14 protein-coding genes are annotated in these 15,514 nt (G+C 69.2%); 4 read left to right on the forward strand and 10 right to left on the reverse strand.

The window, feature by feature from the left end; all coding sequences use genetic code 11:
- Positions 1-19: 19 nt before the first annotated feature.
- The 4 genes from BM060_RS29480 to BM060_RS29495 form a co-directional block, all read right to left on the reverse strand.
- Positions 20-1,210 (reverse strand): CaiB/BaiF CoA transferase family protein, encoded by a 1,191-nt coding sequence (locus BM060_RS29480; RefSeq protein ID WP_074985689.1) that lies wholly within the window; start codon positions 1,208-1,210, stop codon positions 20-22.
- Complete coding sequence (locus BM060_RS29485) at positions 1,210-2,172, reverse strand: hypothetical protein (RefSeq protein WP_245322933.1); 963 nt, start codon at positions 2,170-2,172, stop codon at positions 1,210-1,212. The genes BM060_RS29480 and BM060_RS29485 overlap by 1 nt, the downstream gene beginning before the upstream one ends.
- A gap of 114 nt (positions 2,173-2,286) precedes the next feature.
- Positions 2,287-2,922, reverse strand: coding sequence for a TetR/AcrR family transcriptional regulator (locus tag BM060_RS29490; RefSeq protein WP_083426864.1), 636 nt, complete (start codon positions 2,920-2,922; stop codon positions 2,287-2,289).
- Between the two features lie 3 nt (positions 2,923-2,925).
- Positions 2,926-4,101: an acyl-CoA dehydrogenase family protein gene (locus BM060_RS29495; RefSeq protein ID WP_074985696.1), complete on the reverse strand. Its 1,176-nt coding sequence runs from the start codon at positions 4,099-4,101 to the stop codon at positions 2,926-2,928.
- 470 nt (positions 4,102-4,571) lie between these two features.
- On the opposite strand from BM060_RS29495, the gene BM060_RS29500 reads away from it, so the two are divergent.
- Together BM060_RS29500 and BM060_RS29505 are read left to right on the forward strand one after the other, a co-directional pair.
- Entirely contained in the window at positions 4,572-5,777 is a 1,206-nt protein-coding gene (locus tag BM060_RS29500; protein WP_074985699.1) for an MFS transporter, read from the forward strand.
- Between the two features lie 136 nt (positions 5,778-5,913).
- Positions 5,914-6,102: a hypothetical protein gene (locus BM060_RS29505; RefSeq protein WP_074985701.1), complete on the forward strand. Its 189-nt coding sequence runs from the start codon at positions 5,914-5,916 to the stop codon at positions 6,100-6,102.
- A 10-nt stretch (positions 6,103-6,112) separates the two neighbouring features.
- Here the strand turns inward: BM060_RS29505 and BM060_RS29510 are convergent, their stop codons facing one another.
- The 5 genes from BM060_RS29510 to BM060_RS29530 form a co-directional block, all read right to left on the reverse strand.
- Positions 6,113-6,352 carry a hypothetical protein gene (locus BM060_RS29510; protein WP_009620020.1) on the reverse strand — a complete coding sequence of 80 codons (240 nt, stop codon included), beginning with the start codon at positions 6,350-6,352 and terminating at the stop codon, positions 6,113-6,115.
- An 11-nt stretch (positions 6,353-6,363) separates the two neighbouring features.
- On the reverse strand, positions 6,364-7,260 hold the full coding sequence (locus BM060_RS29515) for a universal stress protein (protein ID WP_074985704.1): 897 nt from the start codon (positions 7,258-7,260) through the stop codon (positions 6,364-6,366).
- Between the two features lie 115 nt (positions 7,261-7,375).
- On the reverse strand, positions 7,376-7,987 hold the full coding sequence (locus BM060_RS29520) for an eCIS core domain-containing protein (RefSeq protein WP_074985707.1): 612 nt from the start codon (positions 7,985-7,987) through the stop codon (positions 7,376-7,378).
- A 459-nt stretch (positions 7,988-8,446) separates the two neighbouring features.
- Complete coding sequence (locus BM060_RS29525; protein WP_074985710.1) at positions 8,447-9,085, reverse strand: response regulator transcription factor; 639 nt, start codon at positions 9,083-9,085, stop codon at positions 8,447-8,449.
- A gap of 23 nt (positions 9,086-9,108) precedes the next feature.
- Positions 9,109-11,361: a PAS domain-containing sensor histidine kinase gene (locus BM060_RS29530; RefSeq protein ID WP_074985713.1), complete on the reverse strand. Its 2,253-nt coding sequence runs from the start codon at positions 11,359-11,361 to the stop codon at positions 9,109-9,111.
- 166 nt (positions 11,362-11,527) lie between these two features.
- On the opposite strand from BM060_RS29530, the gene BM060_RS29535 reads away from it, so the two are divergent.
- Positions 11,528-13,150, forward strand: coding sequence for an acyl-CoA synthetase (locus BM060_RS29535; RefSeq protein WP_009620014.1), 1,623 nt, complete (start codon positions 11,528-11,530; stop codon positions 13,148-13,150).
- A gap of 57 nt (positions 13,151-13,207) precedes the next feature.
- Complete coding sequence (locus BM060_RS29540; protein WP_074985715.1) at positions 13,208-14,974, forward strand: acyl-CoA dehydrogenase C-terminal domain-containing protein; 1,767 nt, start codon at positions 13,208-13,210, stop codon at positions 14,972-14,974.
- A gap of 232 nt (positions 14,975-15,206) precedes the next feature.
- Here the strand turns inward: BM060_RS29540 and BM060_RS29545 are convergent.
- Positions 15,207-15,514 (reverse strand): integrase core domain-containing protein (locus tag BM060_RS29545; RefSeq protein ID WP_143096609.1); only part of this gene is annotated, 308 nt, incomplete at its 5' end.

Raw genomic sequence — 15,514 nt, forward strand, 5'->3', positions numbered from 1 at the left:
GAAAGGCGCGCGGGCAGCCTCAAGGCTCCCGTTCGGCGCCGAATACGCCGCGCTCGGCGAGCGCCTTTATCTGCGCACTGGAAAAGCCATACGCCATGAGCACTTCGTCGCGGTGCTCGTCGAGCCGGGGCGGCCGCCTGCGCAAGGCGCCCGGCGTGCGCGCCAGCTTCACCGGGATGCCCGGGCCGCTGTAGCCCTCCTCGTCCATGACCATCTGGCGATGCAGCGTATGCGGCGCCTGCGCCACCGTCCCGACGTCGAGGATGGCCGCGGCCGGCACGCCCTTGCGCAGCAGCTCCTCGCCGAACGCCTCGCCGCGGACTTGCCTGAACAGCCTTTTCAGTTCGACTTCGAGCGCGGCGCGGTTCTCGACGCGCAGCCCGTTGCTGGCGTACCGCGCATCGTCCGCCAGGCCGGGCGCCCCCAGCAGCTGGGCGAGCAGGCGGAACTGCCGGTTGTTCGCCACGGCGACGAATATCGGCGCGCCCGCCGTCTCGAACAGGTCGTAGGGCACGATGTTCGGATGGCCATTGCCGACCGGCTTGGGCGGCACCTTCGAGGCCAGGAAGTTCGCCAGGTACGGGTGCGCCATGCTCACCCCGCTGTCGTACAGGGCGACGTCGGCCATCTGCCCGCGGCCGCTGCCGTTGCGCTCGTGCAGCGCCAGCAGGGCCGCGAGCGCCGCGTTCATGCCGGTGCACATGTCGACGATGGGCGAGCCCAGCCTGACCGGCAGCCGCCCGGGTTCGCCATTGATGCTCATCAGGCCGGACAGCGCCTGGACCACGGCGTCGTAGCCGGGCAGTTCGCCGAGCGGGCCGTCGTCGCCGAAGCCGGTGATGCGGCAATGCACGAGCCTGGGCAGGCGCCGGGTGATCTCCAGCGGCGACTCGATGCCCCAGGCGCGCAAGGTGCTCGCCTTGAAGTTCTCGATGAGCACGTCGGCGCTTTCCAGCAGCGTCCAGAACACTTCGCGGCCGGCCTCGGAGCCCATGTCCAGGGTGATCGCCCGCTTGTTGCGGTTCACCGCGTTGAAGTAGGCCGCGCTGCCCTCCACGAACGGCGGGCCGAAGCCCCGGCACTCGTCGCCCTCGGGGCCTTCCACCTTGACCACATCGGCGCCGTGGTCCGCCAGTATCTGCGCGGCGAAGGGCCCGGCGAGAACCCGCGAGGCGTCGATGACGCGCAGTCCTTCCAGTGCGCCGGCCATCACACACCTCCCCCGACGTGCCAGGTGAAGCGGCCGTTGGCCAGGTCCTTGTGGGTGACGCTCAGCGCCAGCCGGTGGTTGTGCGCATCGGCGGCGCCTTCCAGCAGGCCGTTCCAGATGTCGAAGACCGCCGGGTGCAGGGCCCGGGCCTGGCCGAACAGCGTCCAGCCATGCTGGGTGATGGCGTAGCCGTCGGCGCTTTCCTGCACCGTGACCTCGTCGCCCTGGGCCCGGGCCAGCCTGGCCAGGAAGTCGACGAAGGCGTGCAGCGACTTGTCCTGCGCCACGCCCAGACGCGCCGCCGTCTCGTGATAACACTGCATGGCGACCTGGCGCGCCGACAGGCGCAGCACGTTCACCGCCTCGCTGGGGCCAAAGAGGTCGACGGCGGTGGGCAGGGTCGAGCGGACGTATTCCATCGCATAGTTGCGGCTGGCCTTCTCGATGCGCGCCTGCGGCCAATCACTGGAGGGCAGCGTGGGCGCGGCGGCCGGGTCGAAGTCCGGGGCGTCTTCGTGGCGGGCGAAGCGCAGCCGCTCGTGGGGCGCCAGGGGCGCGTCGTATTCGTAGTAGTAGCCTTCGAGGCCGGACTGGCCGTCGGCGGTCTGCTTGGTGCAGACGAAGCCCAGGCGCGGGTTGCCCAGGGTGACGCCGTTCTGCGCATGCCAGCCACGCAGCATGGCCGCGGAAACCTCCGAGGGGATGCCGCACAGCGCGGTGCCCGACCAGATCCAGCGCGGCGGCGTGTAGCGCACCCAGGCCTTGCGGTCGCTCTCGTACATGTACTCGACGCAGACGCCGCCGATGTTGTTCGACAGGTAGTGATATTGCGCGGCGGCCACCGCGGGCGGGAGCTTGTCGATGCCCAGTTTCGCCAGGCCCTGGAGGAACCGTTCCGAGCGTTGGCGGCAGAACACCTGGTAGACCAGTTCCGCCGCGCGGGATGTGCCTTGCCGGGTCACCGAGGAAAGTACCATCCCAGTGAAAAACGAGTGGTACCAGTGCGCTACCGCATGCCATGCCTCGCTGGTTTCTTTATCGACTACCGTATTCATCTCTACTACCTTCTAGTTGTTTTAGGTTTGCCTGAGACCATCTACGACGTAATCCGCAATATCTTCTGCAACTTTCAGCCGCTGCATATCCGTTTCGCCCGGTTGCCGGCGATACCACATGGTCGTCCAGTTCAATGCCCCCAACAGCGGCTTGACCAACAGGTGCGAATCGACGGACTTGAATATGCCGGCGACGATTCCCTCCTCTATCACTTCGCGAAACAGCGCTTCGTATTCGTCGCGCATGACGATGAGCCGCTGCATCTCGGCGCGCTGGGCATCGGTCAGGCTGCCGGTGAGGTGCATCTCGACGCCCTGCACGGTCACCCGCTGGTAGGACGTGTATTCCATCATCAGCCGGGTATGTTCGATCGCCATCCGCCGCAGCCGCTGGTCCGCGCCCAGGGCTACGTCCGCGGCGATGGGCGCAACGCTTTCCAGGTTCATTTCCATGGCCCGCCGGTGCACGGCGGCGAACAGGTCCCCCTTGCTCCGGTAGTAGTAATAAACACTGCCCTTGGTAGCCTGTATCTGATCCGCCACGTAATCGATCGAAGTTGCTTCATAACCAACTCTGGAAAACGCCTCTGCCGCGGCATCCAATATCGCCGACTGACGCAGCGGCATGTTTTCGTAACGGACGGATTTATTAGCCACACTTCATTCCTTCTTGTTCGGGTTTGCACACAACGAATGTTTTACCTGGCGCGCCAGGACCACCCGCTGGATCTCCGAAGTGCCTTCGTAGATTTCGGTGATCCGCTGGTCGCGATAATAACGTTCCATCGCGCTGGGCTTTACGTAGCCCCGGCCACCCAGAATCTGTAGGGCATCGTCCACAATGCGGTGGGAAGATTCGCTGGAGAACAGCTTGGCCATCGCCCCCAGCCCGGTTATGTCGTCGCCGCGGTCGTATGCGCGGGCGGCTTCGTAGGTCAGCATGCGGGCCGCGGACAGCGAGGTGACGGCGTCGGCCAGTTTGAAGCCGACGCCCTGGTGGTCGATGATCGGGCGCCCGAAGGTGCTGCGTTCCACCGCATGGGCCGCGGCCTCCTCGAATGCCGCCAGGGCGATGCCGTTGGCCTGGGCGGCGATGACCACGCGCCCCACGCCAAGGGTGGCCAGCGCCAGGCCCAGGCCCTTGCCGGCTTCGCCGACGACGGCGTCGTCCTCGACGTAGGTGTCCAGCTTCAGGTTGGTGGTGGTGGTGCCGCGGATGCCCAGCTTGTCTTCGTAGTGGTCGATCACCACGCCCTCGGCGTCCCGGGCCACGACGAAGGCGCTGATGGCCTTCCTCCCGGCGTTCTCGCCGGTGGCGGCGAAGACGATGAAGTGCCGGGAGTGGCCGCCGTTGCCCAGCCAGCATTTCTCGCCGCGTATCCGCCAGCCCTTGCCCGTGCGGGTGGCGGTGGTCTGCAGGGCGGCGGGGTCGGAACCCGCGCCACGCTCGCTGAGCGCGAAGTTCACCGCGGCCCCGGTTTCGGCGAGCCCGCCCAGCAGCCGGCGCTTCTGCGCGTCGCTGCCGCCGAGCAGCACGGGGAACGCGCCGAGGGACAAGGCCGCCATGATCGCGGCGGTGGAAGCGCAGCCGCGCGCCAGCTCCTCGACTACGGCCACCAGCGCGCACAGCGACGCCCCTTCGCCGCCATGTTCGCGGGGCACGAACATGCCGCTCAGGCGGTTTTCCAGCAGCACGGGCAGGTGTTCCAGCGGGTAGCGCTGGTCGCGGTCGATCTCGGCGGCCAGCGGGCGGAAATGCCGTTCGCCGAGCAGCCGGGCGATCTCCTGCCAGCGGCGCTCGTCGGCGGTCAGCGGTGGGCTCCAGATGATGCTCATGGGAAATACTACCGAGTAGGTTTCGAAAAGTGACGACGAATCCCGGGCAGGCCGGAATCCCGTCTTGCAATCAACATACTACTCAGTATCCAAATCCGTCATCGCCCCGCCGGCAGCCCGCCCCCGCTGCCCGCCAAGCAAGGTGTCGCCCCTCTCCAGCCCCCTTCCGCCGACGCTTCCCGACCCAGCCCCCATCCCGCAAAGCAGCACAAACCCTGACGTAGGATGGGTAGAGCGAAGCGATACCCATCACCCTGATAGCCACACCTACCAGGAACACTCCTACAAACATGGATGCCGCTTTACCCAGTCCAAACGACCAACGCCCTACCCGTCTATTCCGAGCCTTCCGTCCACCCCGGCGGAACCTTCTGCTATCCTGTGCGTCCTTTCGCTGTCGGTCACTGCCTTGACCGTGCTCCCCGTGACAGCCGCGCCCCGGCGCACCGCATAAGACCAAAGGACCCCTGATGACTACCTCCACAACCGAACCGCGCAGCCGCGGTGCGGCCCTGGTGCTATTCGCCCTCGCCGTGGGCGGCTTCGCCATCGGCACCACCGAGTTCGCCACCATGAGCCTGCTGCCGCTCTTCGCCCCGGCCCTGGGCATCGATGCGCCCACCGCCGGCCATGTGATCAGCGCCTACGCCCTGGGCGTGGTGGTGGGCGCGCCGCTGCTGGCGGTGCTCGGCGCGCGCCTGCCGCGGCGCACCCTGCTGGTGCTGCTGATGGGGCTGTTCGCCATCGGCAACGGCCTCAGCGCGCTGGCGCCGACCTACCACTGGATGCTGCTGTTCCGCTTCATCAGCGGCCTGCCCCACGGCGCCTATTTCGGCATCGCCGCGCTGGTGGCCGCCTCGCTGGTGCCGCCGCACCGGCGCACGGTGGCGGTCGGACGGATGTTCCTCGGCCTGACCGTGGCCACCATCATCGGCGTGCCCCTGGCCAACTGGCTGGGCCAGGCCCTGGGCTGGCGCTGGAGCTTCGCGCTGGTCGCCGCCCTGGGCGTGACCACCATGCTCTGCGTGCGCCTGCTGGCGCCGTACTCGCCGCCCGAGGCCGGCGCCAGCCCGCTGCGCGAGCTGGGCGCGCTGAAGCGCGGCCAGGTGTGGCTGACCCTGGGCATCGGCGCCATCGGCTTCGGCGGCCTGTTCGCGGTATACACCTACCTGGCCGACATCCTCGGCGCGGTCACCCACGTCTCCCCCGCCGTGGTGCCGCTGGTGCTGGCGGTGTTCGGCGTCGGCATGACCCTCGGCAACATGTTCATCCCGGTGCTCGCCGACCGCGCGCTGATGCCCACCGCCGGCGGCCTGCTGGTGTGGAGCGCGGTGGTGCTGGCGATCTTCCCGTTCACCGCCGGCAACATCTGGAGCATCGCGGTCTGCGTGTTCTTCGTCGGCTTCGGCGGCGCCCTCGGCACGGTGCTGCAGACGCGCCTGATGGACGTGGCCGAGGACGCCCAGGGCCTGGCCGCGGCGCTGAACCACTCGGCCTTCAACTTCGCCAACGCCCTGGGCCCGTTCCTCGGCGGCCTGGCCCTGGCCGCCGGCTACGGCTGGACCTCGCCGGGCTGGGTGGGCAGCCTGCTGGCCATCGGCGGTTTCGTGCTCTGGTCGATCTCCCTGGCCGCCAGCCGCCGCCAGGAAAGGGCCGCCCTGCAGGGCGACTGCTGAGAAAGCGCCGCGCTGCCGTCCGGCTGTGGCCGGCAGCGCCCGCTGCGCTAGGTTGATGCGGATCAAGCCGTCGCCCCCTGCGCGGCGTACAAGTGGTTGCAGTCCACTTCCCCGTCGGCTCCGCCAGGAGGCTTCCATGCGCACGCAACTGCTGCACACCCGCGATGGCCACTGCTACGTCCAGCTCGACCAGTTCCGGGTGCCCTTCCACGACGAAACCCAGGCTCGCGACTACCTGGAGCGCCTGCAGCAACGCCTGTCCGCGCCCCACGCGCTGGCCGAGGCCCGTCGCCGCGACGCCGAGCAACGGCGCCACGGCAGCTGAGCGCCTGCTATCAAGGACGACGCGCCGTGGGCCCGTCGTCCTTCTGCTGTTCCACCCAGAGCGAGCGCGGGTCGCAGATGATCCGCGACGGGTTGCCGATGGACACCAGGCACACGCGGTTCTCCCAGCGGTCCCAGAGGAACACGTACTGGGCGTCGCCGCCGGCGGGGGTGTAACGCAGCATCATCCAGGCCACCACGGCGATGGCCCAGAGCGACAGCAGCAGGGCGAGGAACGCGACCATCTTCATGGCCGCGCGCCTCAGGGCCGGACCGCGAGAATGCCCGAATGCACCCGGTACAGCGCCTGTTCGGTGGTGCTGCCGATGATCTTCGCCAGGCCCGGGCGATAGAGGGTGCCCATGACCACCACGTCGAAGCGCTTCTCGTTGGCGAATTCGCTGATGACCTGGGTGGCCGCGCCCTTGACCAGGTGCTGGTAGGGCCGGCCGACGCCGAAGCGCTCGCCGATGCGGTCCATGCGCTGGCGCGAGCGGCCACTCATCTGCTCGGCGACTTCCGGCGACCAGGCCACGGGCCCGGCGGCATAGGCCAGGTAACCGCTGGCCAGGTCATAGGCCTGCAGCAGGTGCAGCTCGGCGCCGCACTGCCGGGCCAGGGCCTGCGCCGACTCGACGATGTGGTCGTTGAGCTGGTCGACGAGCACGTCGTCCTGGGACAGGTCCAGCGCGGCCAGCACCCGCTGCGGGCGCGGGTTGTCGGCGGTGCTGACCAGGTGCAGCGGCACCGGGCAACGGCGCAGCAGTTGCCAGTCCAGGGGCGTCATGATCGCCCGGCTCAGGGCCGGCTCGTACTGGCTGTCCTTCACCACCAGGTCGATGCCGTGCTGCTCCACCAGGCGCAGCGCCTCCTCCAGCGGGTTCTCGGTCCAGATCGCCTCGACGCCGACCTCGACGCCCTGGGCGCGCAGCTCCCCGGCGCGTTCCTCCAGCCAGCGCTCCTGGCGCAGCCGGGTTTCTTCGCGGGCGCGGGTCTGCAGCACGCTGTCGAGCACGCCCAGGCCCACCGGCAGGGCATCCAGGGTAACCATGTGCAGGTGGCCGCCACCGGCCAGCGCCAGGGCCTTGGCCCGCGCCATGGCGGCGGAGTCACGGAGCAGGGGATCGCAGATCAGCAGCAGGCGCGTGTAGGCGTTCATGGGGGACCTCCGGAGGGGGACAGGGGTTGTGCCCTAAGCCTGCGCCTTCGTCGTTATCGGCCCCTTGATGTGCATCAAACGCGCCGCAGCGCCTGCCAACCGGCGGCGAACCCGGCTAGTCGCCGGCCGGCGCCCGTGCGCTGCGCACTTCCCGGGAGACCTGGTTCTGGATGGCGTAGGCCGGGTCTTCCAGGGCGCTGAAGTTGCGCACGTACTGGCGGGCGAAGCCGTCCACGCCCAGCTCGCGGTACTGCTGCACGTGCTTGAGCTCGTGGGCCCAGAGGGCCAGGTTGTGCAGCGCGTCGTCCTCGTTGCGGAACACCACCACGTCGATCAGCGTCACGGCGACCACGTCCTGGTTCTGCAGCATGGCGCTGGCGGCGTCGACGTCCTGGCCCTGGCCGACGCGGTAGCGCACTGCCTGCAGCAGGTCGTCCGGGTACCAGGCCTGCAGTTGCGCGCGCAGGTCCAGCGGCAGCGGCTGCACGCCGGCGGCCACCATGCGCTCGCGGGACTGGCTGAGCCACTGCGCCAGGGCGGGTGCGGCGACGTTGCGGGCGTCTTCCTGGAGCACGCCGAATATCCCGTCAGGGTCGGCAACGCAGATGCAGCCGCCCAGGCAGACCTCCGACTGCCCGGCCGGGCAGGCATACAGCGCCGCGCTGGCGCTGAGGCCGGCGGCAAGGACCAGTGAAAGCAGCGGGCGCGACGGACGGGACTTCGACAAGCGTGGCTCCTGGGGTTCGGGCAGGCGGGCGAGTATACCCGCCTTGTTTCAGACAACGGCGGTGGGGGGTTAGCTCCCCGGGGATGCCTCGGTGGTCAGCGGCGTTTCACGTAGGGCGCATAACGCCTATGGCGTTATCCGCCGTTTGGCCCTGGCTTCCGGCGGCGCCAGGGTTGACCTTGGCGCTGGCTATGGCCCCGGTGTATCGGCGGATAACCGCGAACGGTTATCCGCCCTACGGCTCCAGGGAGGCACGGTCGTAGGAGCGGACTCCGTCCGCGATATGTCGATCCCGGGCAGCACAATCGCGGATAAGATCCGCTCCTACGCTGCCCCGCTCGCGCCATTCCCCTGTAGGAGCGCGCCCTGCGCGCGAATCGCGGGCAGGGCCCGCTCCTACAGGTTGACGCCGAACAGCCCCCTCTCCCGCTTGCGGGAGAGGGCTGGGGTGAGGGTGCTCTACGGCCGCAACCGCAGCGGATCCACCAACCCCGCCGCAATAGCCATCCCCACCAGGTCGGCCAGCGTCTGCGCCTGCATCCGCTTCATCACCCGCGCCCGGTACAGGTCCACGGTCTTCACGCTGATATCCAGCTGCTCCGCCACCTCGCGGTTGGTGTAGCCGCGCACCAGCGGCAGCAGCACGTCGCGCTCGCGCGGGGTGAGCGCGGCGAGGCGTTCGTCCACCTCGCCCAGGCCGGCTTGCGAGGCGTGCTGGCGGGCGCGGGATTGCAGGGCCTGCTGCACGCTGTCGAGCAGCAGCTGCTCGTTGTAGGGCTTCTCGATGAAGTCCAGCGCGCCGGCCTTGAAGGCGCGGATGACGATGGGCACGTCGGCGTGGCCGCTGACGAAGATCACCGGCAGCTCCAGGCCGCGCCGGCGCATTTCCTCCTGCACGCTCAGGCCGCCCAGGCCGGGCATGCGCACGTCCAGCAGCACGCAGCCGTGGGCGTCGGCCGGGCAGGCGTCGAGGAAGTCGCGGCCGCTGGTGAAGGGCAGCGCCTTCAGACCCACCGACTCGAACAGCCAGACCGTGGACTCGAGCATGCCCGGGTCGTCGTCCACCACGTACACCACCGCCTCTTGCGGTACTTCCATGCCCTGCTCCTGTGCTTTTTCCATCATGCCTTGCCCCCTTCGCCGGCCGCCGGCAGCCGGCACTCCAGGCGCAGGCCGTCGGCCGCCGGGCGCGCGTCCAGGGTGCCGCCGAAGCCTTCGACCATGCCGCGGCTCATCGACAGCCCCAGGCCCAGGCCGTCCGGCTTGCTGCTGTAGAAGGGCGTGAACATGCGCCCCAGCGTCTCTTCGTCGGCCCCCGGGCCGTTGTCTTCCACCCACACGCAGAGCCGGCCGTCCGCCTCCAGCGCCGAGCCGATGGCGATGGCCGAAGGCGCGCCGGCGTGGCGCTCGCGGTTGGCCTCGATGGCGTTGCGCAGCAGGTTCAGCAGCACCTGTTGCAGCAACACCCGGTCGGCGTAGACCGGCGGCAGATTCTCCGCCAGCGCCTGGCCGATGGCTACCCCGCCCTGCCCCGCTTCCCAGGCGCACAGGCCAAGGGACTCACGCACCAGCTCGTTGACGTCCAGCGCCTGCAGGCGGCGCTGGCCCTTGCGCAGGAAGGCGCGCAGGCGGCGGATGACTTCCGAGGCATGGTTGGCGTGCTCGGTGATGCGCGCCAGGCCCTGGGCCACGCGCTGCGCCGCCTCCGGGTTGCTGCCCAGGGCCGCCAGGTAGCGCTGGCTGGCGCCGGCGTAGTTGACCACCGCGGCCAGCGGCTGGTTGATCTCGTGGGCGATGCCCGAGGCCAGCTCACCGAGGGTGACCAGGCGCGCGCTGTGGGCCAGCTCGTCCTGGTGGCGGCGCTGCTGGTGCTCGCGCAGTTCGCGCTCGGTCATGTCGCGGGCCACCAGTGAGTAGTAGCGCTCGCCGCCGGCCGCGCGGTGGCCCAGCAGCACCAGCGACACCGGCACCGGCGCGCCATCGCCCAGCGGCCGCAGCTGGCCCTCGGCGCGCCACACGCCCTGGCTGTCCACCGCCTTCCAGCCCTCCTCCGCCAGGCGTTGCAGCAGGGCTTCGTCGAACAGCCCGGCGAGGCTCTCCGGCAAGCCGTCCTCGCCCAGGTTCAGCGCCTTGCGCGCCGCCGGGTTGGCGTAGTTGGGGCGAGCGCCGGCATCGACGAACAGCACCAGGTCGGCGTTGGCCTCCACCACCTCGGCCAGGCGCCGGCGGTTCTCCTCGACGCGCACCCGCGCGGTGATATCGCGGGACACGCTGACCACCTCCACCACCGCCCCGGTGTAGGTCTCGCGGATGGCGCGGCTGGCGGTCTCGAACCACAGGTAGTGGCCGTCGCGGTGGCGCAGGCGGTAGGTCAGGGTCGCGTAGCCGTCCTGCTCCAGGGCGTCGCGGGTGTGGCGGGCCACGCGCTTGCGGTCGCCCGGGTGCAGCAGCGGCAGCACCGACTGGCCGCGCATCTCCTCCGGCCAGTAGCCCAGCAGCGGCCAGGACGAGGGCGAGGCGTCGAGGATGACGCCGTCGAGGGTGCGGCGGGAAATCAGGTCGCTGGTGTTCTCGATGATCTGCCGGTACAGCCGCCGCGCCTGGGCCGCCTCGCGCTCGCCCTGGATCTGCGCGCTGGCCTCGCGGCCGCGCACCAGCACCTCGGCCTGGCCGGCGTCGGGGATGAAGCTCCAGAGGAAGTGCCGGCCGCCCTGCTCGCTGGGCGCGTCCTGCACCGCGCGGGCCTGGGCCAGGCAACTGCGCAGCAGCTCGCGGTGGTTGCTCGGCAGCAGCTCGCGCACGTCGTCCAGGCCCAGTTCGGCGGCCAGGCCATGCAGCGCCGGGTTGCCGTCGAGCAACTGCCCGTCGCCATCCAGCAGCAACGCCGGCAACGGCTCGGCGGCCAGCAGCGGCGCGGTGCGGCGTGCGCCGCCGGCCAGCGCCATTACTTCACCCAGCAGCTCGCCGACCCAGCCCAGCCAGGGCGTGGCGGCGGCATCCCGCGCGGCCAGCAGCAACAGCCCGGGTTCGCCGCCCAGGGCCAGGTTCAACGCCAGCCCATGGCTCCAGCCGGCGCGGCGCAGGCGCCCGCCCAGCCAGCCGGGCAGCGCCAGCAGTTCGTCCAGGGGCATGTCGCGGCGGCCGGCGCAGGCGGCATGCAGGGCCTCGTCGTTGGCCTGCAGCGGGTCGCCGGCGCCCGGCGGCAGGCGTTCGTCGCCAAGCGCCTCGTAGCTGCGCGAACGCGGCCGCCAGGCCAGGTAGAGCGCGCGTTCCAGGGGTGCGCGGGCGCGGCACAGGGCGAGCAGCGCATCGGCCTGGGCGGCCGCCGGCGCGGGCTCGCGGAGCAGGCGCACCAGGGTGTTGAGTTCAGGCATGGAGGCAGTTCCGGGCGCTTTTATTGGAATATAGTATTTATACCATAAGCATATGGTTGTACTTCCATAACTATCTCGGCATTGCTATAAATCGCCCCATCAGCCGCCCGACCCGCCTGCGGGCAGCCAAGAACAATGAGCTAACAATCAGCCACAGGGTGTCCATATGTCGATCTTCGAACAGGGTCTCGCGCCTGCCTCGGTCAACCATACCGCGCTGACCCCGCTGAGCTTCATCGAACGCACCGCCAGCGTTTACCCCGACCGCACCGCCGTGATCCACGGCAGCCTGCGCCGCACCTGGCGCGAAACCTACCAGCGTTGCCGCCGCCTGGCCTCGGCCCTGGCCTGGCGCGGCATCGGCCGTGGCGACACCGTCGCGGTGATGCTGCCCAACACCCCGCAGATGCTGGAGGCGCACTTCGCCATCCCGATGATCGGCGCGGTGCTCAACACCCTCAACGTGCGCCTGGACGCCGAGGCCATCGCCTTCATGCTGCAGCACGGCGAGGCCAAGGTGCTGATCACCGACCGTGAGTTCCACGACGTGATCCGCGCCGCCCTGGGCATGCTCGACCACCCGCCGCTGGTGATCGACGTCGACGACCCGGAATACGGCGAGGGCGAGCCGGTCAGCAGCCTGGACTACGAGGCCCTGCTGGCCGAGGGCGACCCCGAGTACGCCTGGGCCTGGCCGCGCGACGAGTGGGACGCCATCTCGCTGAACTACACCTCCGGCACCACCGGCAACCCCAAGGGCGTGGTCTACCACCACCGCGGCGCCTACCTGAACTCGCTGGGCAACCAGATGACCTGGTCCATGGGCCAGCACCCGGTGTATCTGTGGACCCTGCCGATGTTCCACTGCAACGGCTGGTGCTACCCCTGGACGGTCACCGCGCTGGCCGGCACCCACGTGTGCCTGCGCCGCGTCGACCCGCAGAAGATCCTCACCCTGATCCGCGAGCACCGCGTCAGCCACATGTGCGGCGCGCCCATCGTGCTCAACGCGCTGATCAACATGCCCGACTCGGCCAAGGCCGCCATCGACCACCCGGTGCACGCCATGGTCGCCGGCGCCGCGCCGCCGGCCAAGGTCATTGGCGCGGTGGAGGAAATGGGCATCCGCGTCACCCACGTCTACGGCCTCACCGAGGTCTACGGCCCGGTCACCGTGTGCGCCTGGCACGAGGAATGGGACGAGCTGCCGCTGGACGAGCGGGCCAGGATCAAGTCGCGCCAGGGCGTGCGCTACCCGACACTGGAAGGCGTGATGGTCGCCGATCCGAAGACGCTGGAGCCGGTGCCCCGCGACGGCCAGAGCGTCGGCGAGATCTTCATGCGCGGCAACACCGTGATGAAGGGCTACCTGAAGAACCCCAGCGCCACCGAGGAAGCCTTCGCCGGCGGCTGGTTCCACACCGGCGACCTGGCGGTGTGGCACCCCGACGGCTACGTGGAGATCCGCGACCGGCTGAAGGACATCATCATCTCCGGCGGCGAGAACATCTCCACCATCGAGGTCGAGGGCGTGCTGTTCCGCCACCCGGCGGTGCTGGAAGCGGCCGTGGTGGCGCGCCCGGACGAGCGCTGGGGCGAAACCCCGTGCGCCTTCGTCACCCTCAAGGCCGGCCATGCCGACACCGAGGCGGCGCAGGTCATCGCCTTCTGCCGCGAGCACCTGGCCGGCTTCAAGGTGCCCAAGACCGTGGTCTTCACCGAGCTGCCGAAGACCTCCACCGGCAAGGTGCAGAAGTTCGTCCTGCGCGACTGGGCCCAGAAGCTCTGACCTCCCCTTCCCACTTGCGATAGCGCCCCGGCCAGACCGGGGCGCCGAGGTACATTCATGCCCGACTACAAGGCTCCGCTGCGCGACATGCGCTTCCTGCTCACCGAGGTGTTCGACGCCCCGGCCCTGTGGCGCCGCCTGCCGGCCCTGGCCGAGCGGGTGGACGCCGACACCGCCGAGGCCATCCTCGAAGAAGCGGCGAAAATCACCGGCACCCTGCTCGCCCCGCTCAACCGCAGCGGCGACGAACAGGGCGCGCAATGGAAGGACGGCGCGGTCAGCACCCCGGCCGGCTTCCGCGAGGCTTATGCCACCTACGCCGAGGGCGGCTGGGTCGGCCTGGCCGGCAACCCGGACTTCGGCGGCATGGGCATGCCGAAGATGCTCTCGGTGCAGTTCGAGGAAATGGTCTACGCGGCCAACGCCAGCTTCGCCCTCTACTCCACCCTCTCCGCCGGCGCCTGCCTGGCGCTGGACGCCCATGCCAGCGAAGCGCTGAAGCAGAAGTACCTGCCGGCCATGTACGAAGGCCGCTGGGCCGGCTCCATGTGCCTCACCGAACCCCACGCCGGCACCGACCTGGGGCTGATACGCACCCGCGCCGAACCCCAGGCCGACGGCAGCTACAAAGTCAGCGGCACCAAGATCTTCATCACCGGCGGCGAGCAGGACCTGACCGAGAACATCATCCACCTGGTGCTGGCCAAGCTGCCCGACGCGCCGGCCGGCTCGCGGGGCATCTCGCTGTTCCTCGTGCCGAAAGTGCTGGTCGGCGAAGACGGCTCCCTCGGCGCGCGCAACCCGGTCAGCTGCGGCTCCATCGAGCACAAGATGGGCATCAAGGCCTCGGCCACCTGCGTGATGAACTTCGACGGCGCCACCGGCTGGCTGGTCGGCGAGCCGAACAAGGGCCTGGCGGCGATGTTCACCATGATGAACTACGAGCGCCTATCCATCGGCATCCAGGGCATCGGCTGCGCCGAGATGTCCTACCAGGCCGCCGTGGGCTACGCCCGCGAGCGCATCCAGAGCCGCGCCCCGACCGGCCCGGTGGCCAAGGACAAGGCCGCCGACCCGATCATCGTCCATCCCGACGTGCGCCGCATGCTGCTGACCATGAAGGCCCTGACCGAGGGCGGCCGCGCCTTCGCCACCTACCTCGGGCAGCAACTGGACATCGCCAAGTACGGCGACGACGCAGAAGAGCGCAGCCGCGCCGAAGGGTTGGTGGCGCTGCTCACCCCGGTGGCCAAGGCCTTCTTCACCGACACCGGGCTGGAAAGCTGCGTGCACGGCCAGCAGGTGTTCGGCGGCCACGGCTACATCCGCGAATGGGGCCAGGAACAGCTGGTGCGCGACGTGCGCATCGCGCAGATCTACGAAGGCACCAACGGCATCCAGGCCCTGGACCTGGTCGGACGCAAGGTGCTGGCCAACGGCGGCGAGCTGCTGGCGCTGTTCGCCGGGGAAGTCCGCGCCTTCGCCGAAGCCGCGGCGGACGACGAGTTCAGCGCCCCGCTAGTGGAAGCCCTGGACCAGCTGGAAGCCCTCACCCGGCAACTCCAGGAACGCGCCAAGCAAGACCCGCGCGAACCCGGCGCCGCGGCGGTGGACTACCTGCACCTGTTCGGCTACACCGCCTACGCCTACATGTGGGCGCGCATGGCCCGCGCCGCCAGCGGCCAGGCCGATGACTTCCACCAGGGCAAGCTGGCTACGGCGCGTTTCTACTTCGCCCGCCTGCTGCCGCGTACCGAGTCTCTGGCCAGTGCGGTGCGGGCCGGTAGCGAAAGCCTCTATGCGCTGGAGGCTGAGCAGTTCTGATTCCCTGTTGAGCGTGTTGCGCGGCCAGTCCTTCGGGGTGTGCCGCGCTTTTTTATTTCGTAGGAGCGAGCTTGCTCGCGAAGGGTGTTCTGCCGGTCGTGGGTGGTGCCTGTGCTGAAGAGCACCCTCTCCCTAACCCTCTCCCTGAAGGGAGAGGGGACCGTTCGGCGTGCGTTGGTGTTTCGGCGTTAGCCGGCTAGCACGGAGATTGCCGGTTGAAACCCTGTGGTGGTCAAATAATTTCGGACACTTCGATAGGTTGTCTGGGTGGCCTGCGCTCGTAGCGGGTGGGTGGCAGATAGCCCAAGCTGGAGTGCAGACGCACGTTGTTGTAGAAGCCGACGATGTAGTCGGCGATATCGGTCATAGCCTCGGCATGATTGGCGTAGTCACGTTGCCAGACCCGCTCCATTTTCAGGTTCAGGAAGAAGCGTTCCATGACCGCGTTGTCCCAGCAATTTCCCTTGCGGCTCATGCTCAACACCAGGCCATGCCGCCTGAGCAGCGCACGATAAACCTCGCTGGCGTACTGGCTACCAC

This window comes from Pseudomonas citronellolis, from assembly GCF_900112375.1.
Classification (GTDB): Bacteria; Pseudomonadota; Gammaproteobacteria; order Pseudomonadales; family Pseudomonadaceae; genus Pseudomonas; species Pseudomonas citronellolis.

Coding starts and splice junctions, on each gene's coding strand:
- BM060_RS29480 (WP_074985689.1), bottom strand. CDS start 1,210: ATGGCCGGCGCACTGGAAGGACTGCGCGTCATCGACGCCTCGCGGGTT.
- BM060_RS29495 (WP_074985696.1), bottom strand. CDS start 4,101: ATGAGCATCATCTGGAGCCCACCGCTGACCGCCGACGAGCGCCGCTGG.
- BM060_RS29500 (WP_074985699.1), top strand. CDS start 4,572: ATGACTACCTCCACAACCGAACCGCGCAGCCGCGGTGCGGCCCTGGTG.
- BM060_RS29505 (WP_074985701.1), top strand. CDS start 5,914: ATGCGCACGCAACTGCTGCACACCCGCGATGGCCACTGCTACGTCCAG.
- BM060_RS29510 (WP_009620020.1), bottom strand. CDS start 6,352: ATGAAGATGGTCGCGTTCCTCGCCCTGCTGCTGTCGCTCTGGGCCATC.
- BM060_RS29515 (WP_074985704.1), bottom strand. CDS start 7,260: ATGAACGCCTACACGCGCCTGCTGCTGATCTGCGATCCCCTGCTCCGT.
- BM060_RS29525 (WP_074985710.1), bottom strand. CDS start 9,085: ATGGAAGTACCGCAAGAGGCGGTGGTGTACGTGGTGGACGACGACCCG.
- BM060_RS29530 (WP_074985713.1), bottom strand. CDS start 11,361: ATGCCTGAACTCAACACCCTGGTGCGCCTGCTCCGCGAGCCCGCGCCG.
- BM060_RS29535 (WP_009620014.1), top strand. CDS start 11,528: ATGTCGATCTTCGAACAGGGTCTCGCGCCTGCCTCGGTCAACCATACC.
- BM060_RS29540 (WP_074985715.1), top strand. CDS start 13,208: ATGCCCGACTACAAGGCTCCGCTGCGCGACATGCGCTTCCTGCTCACC.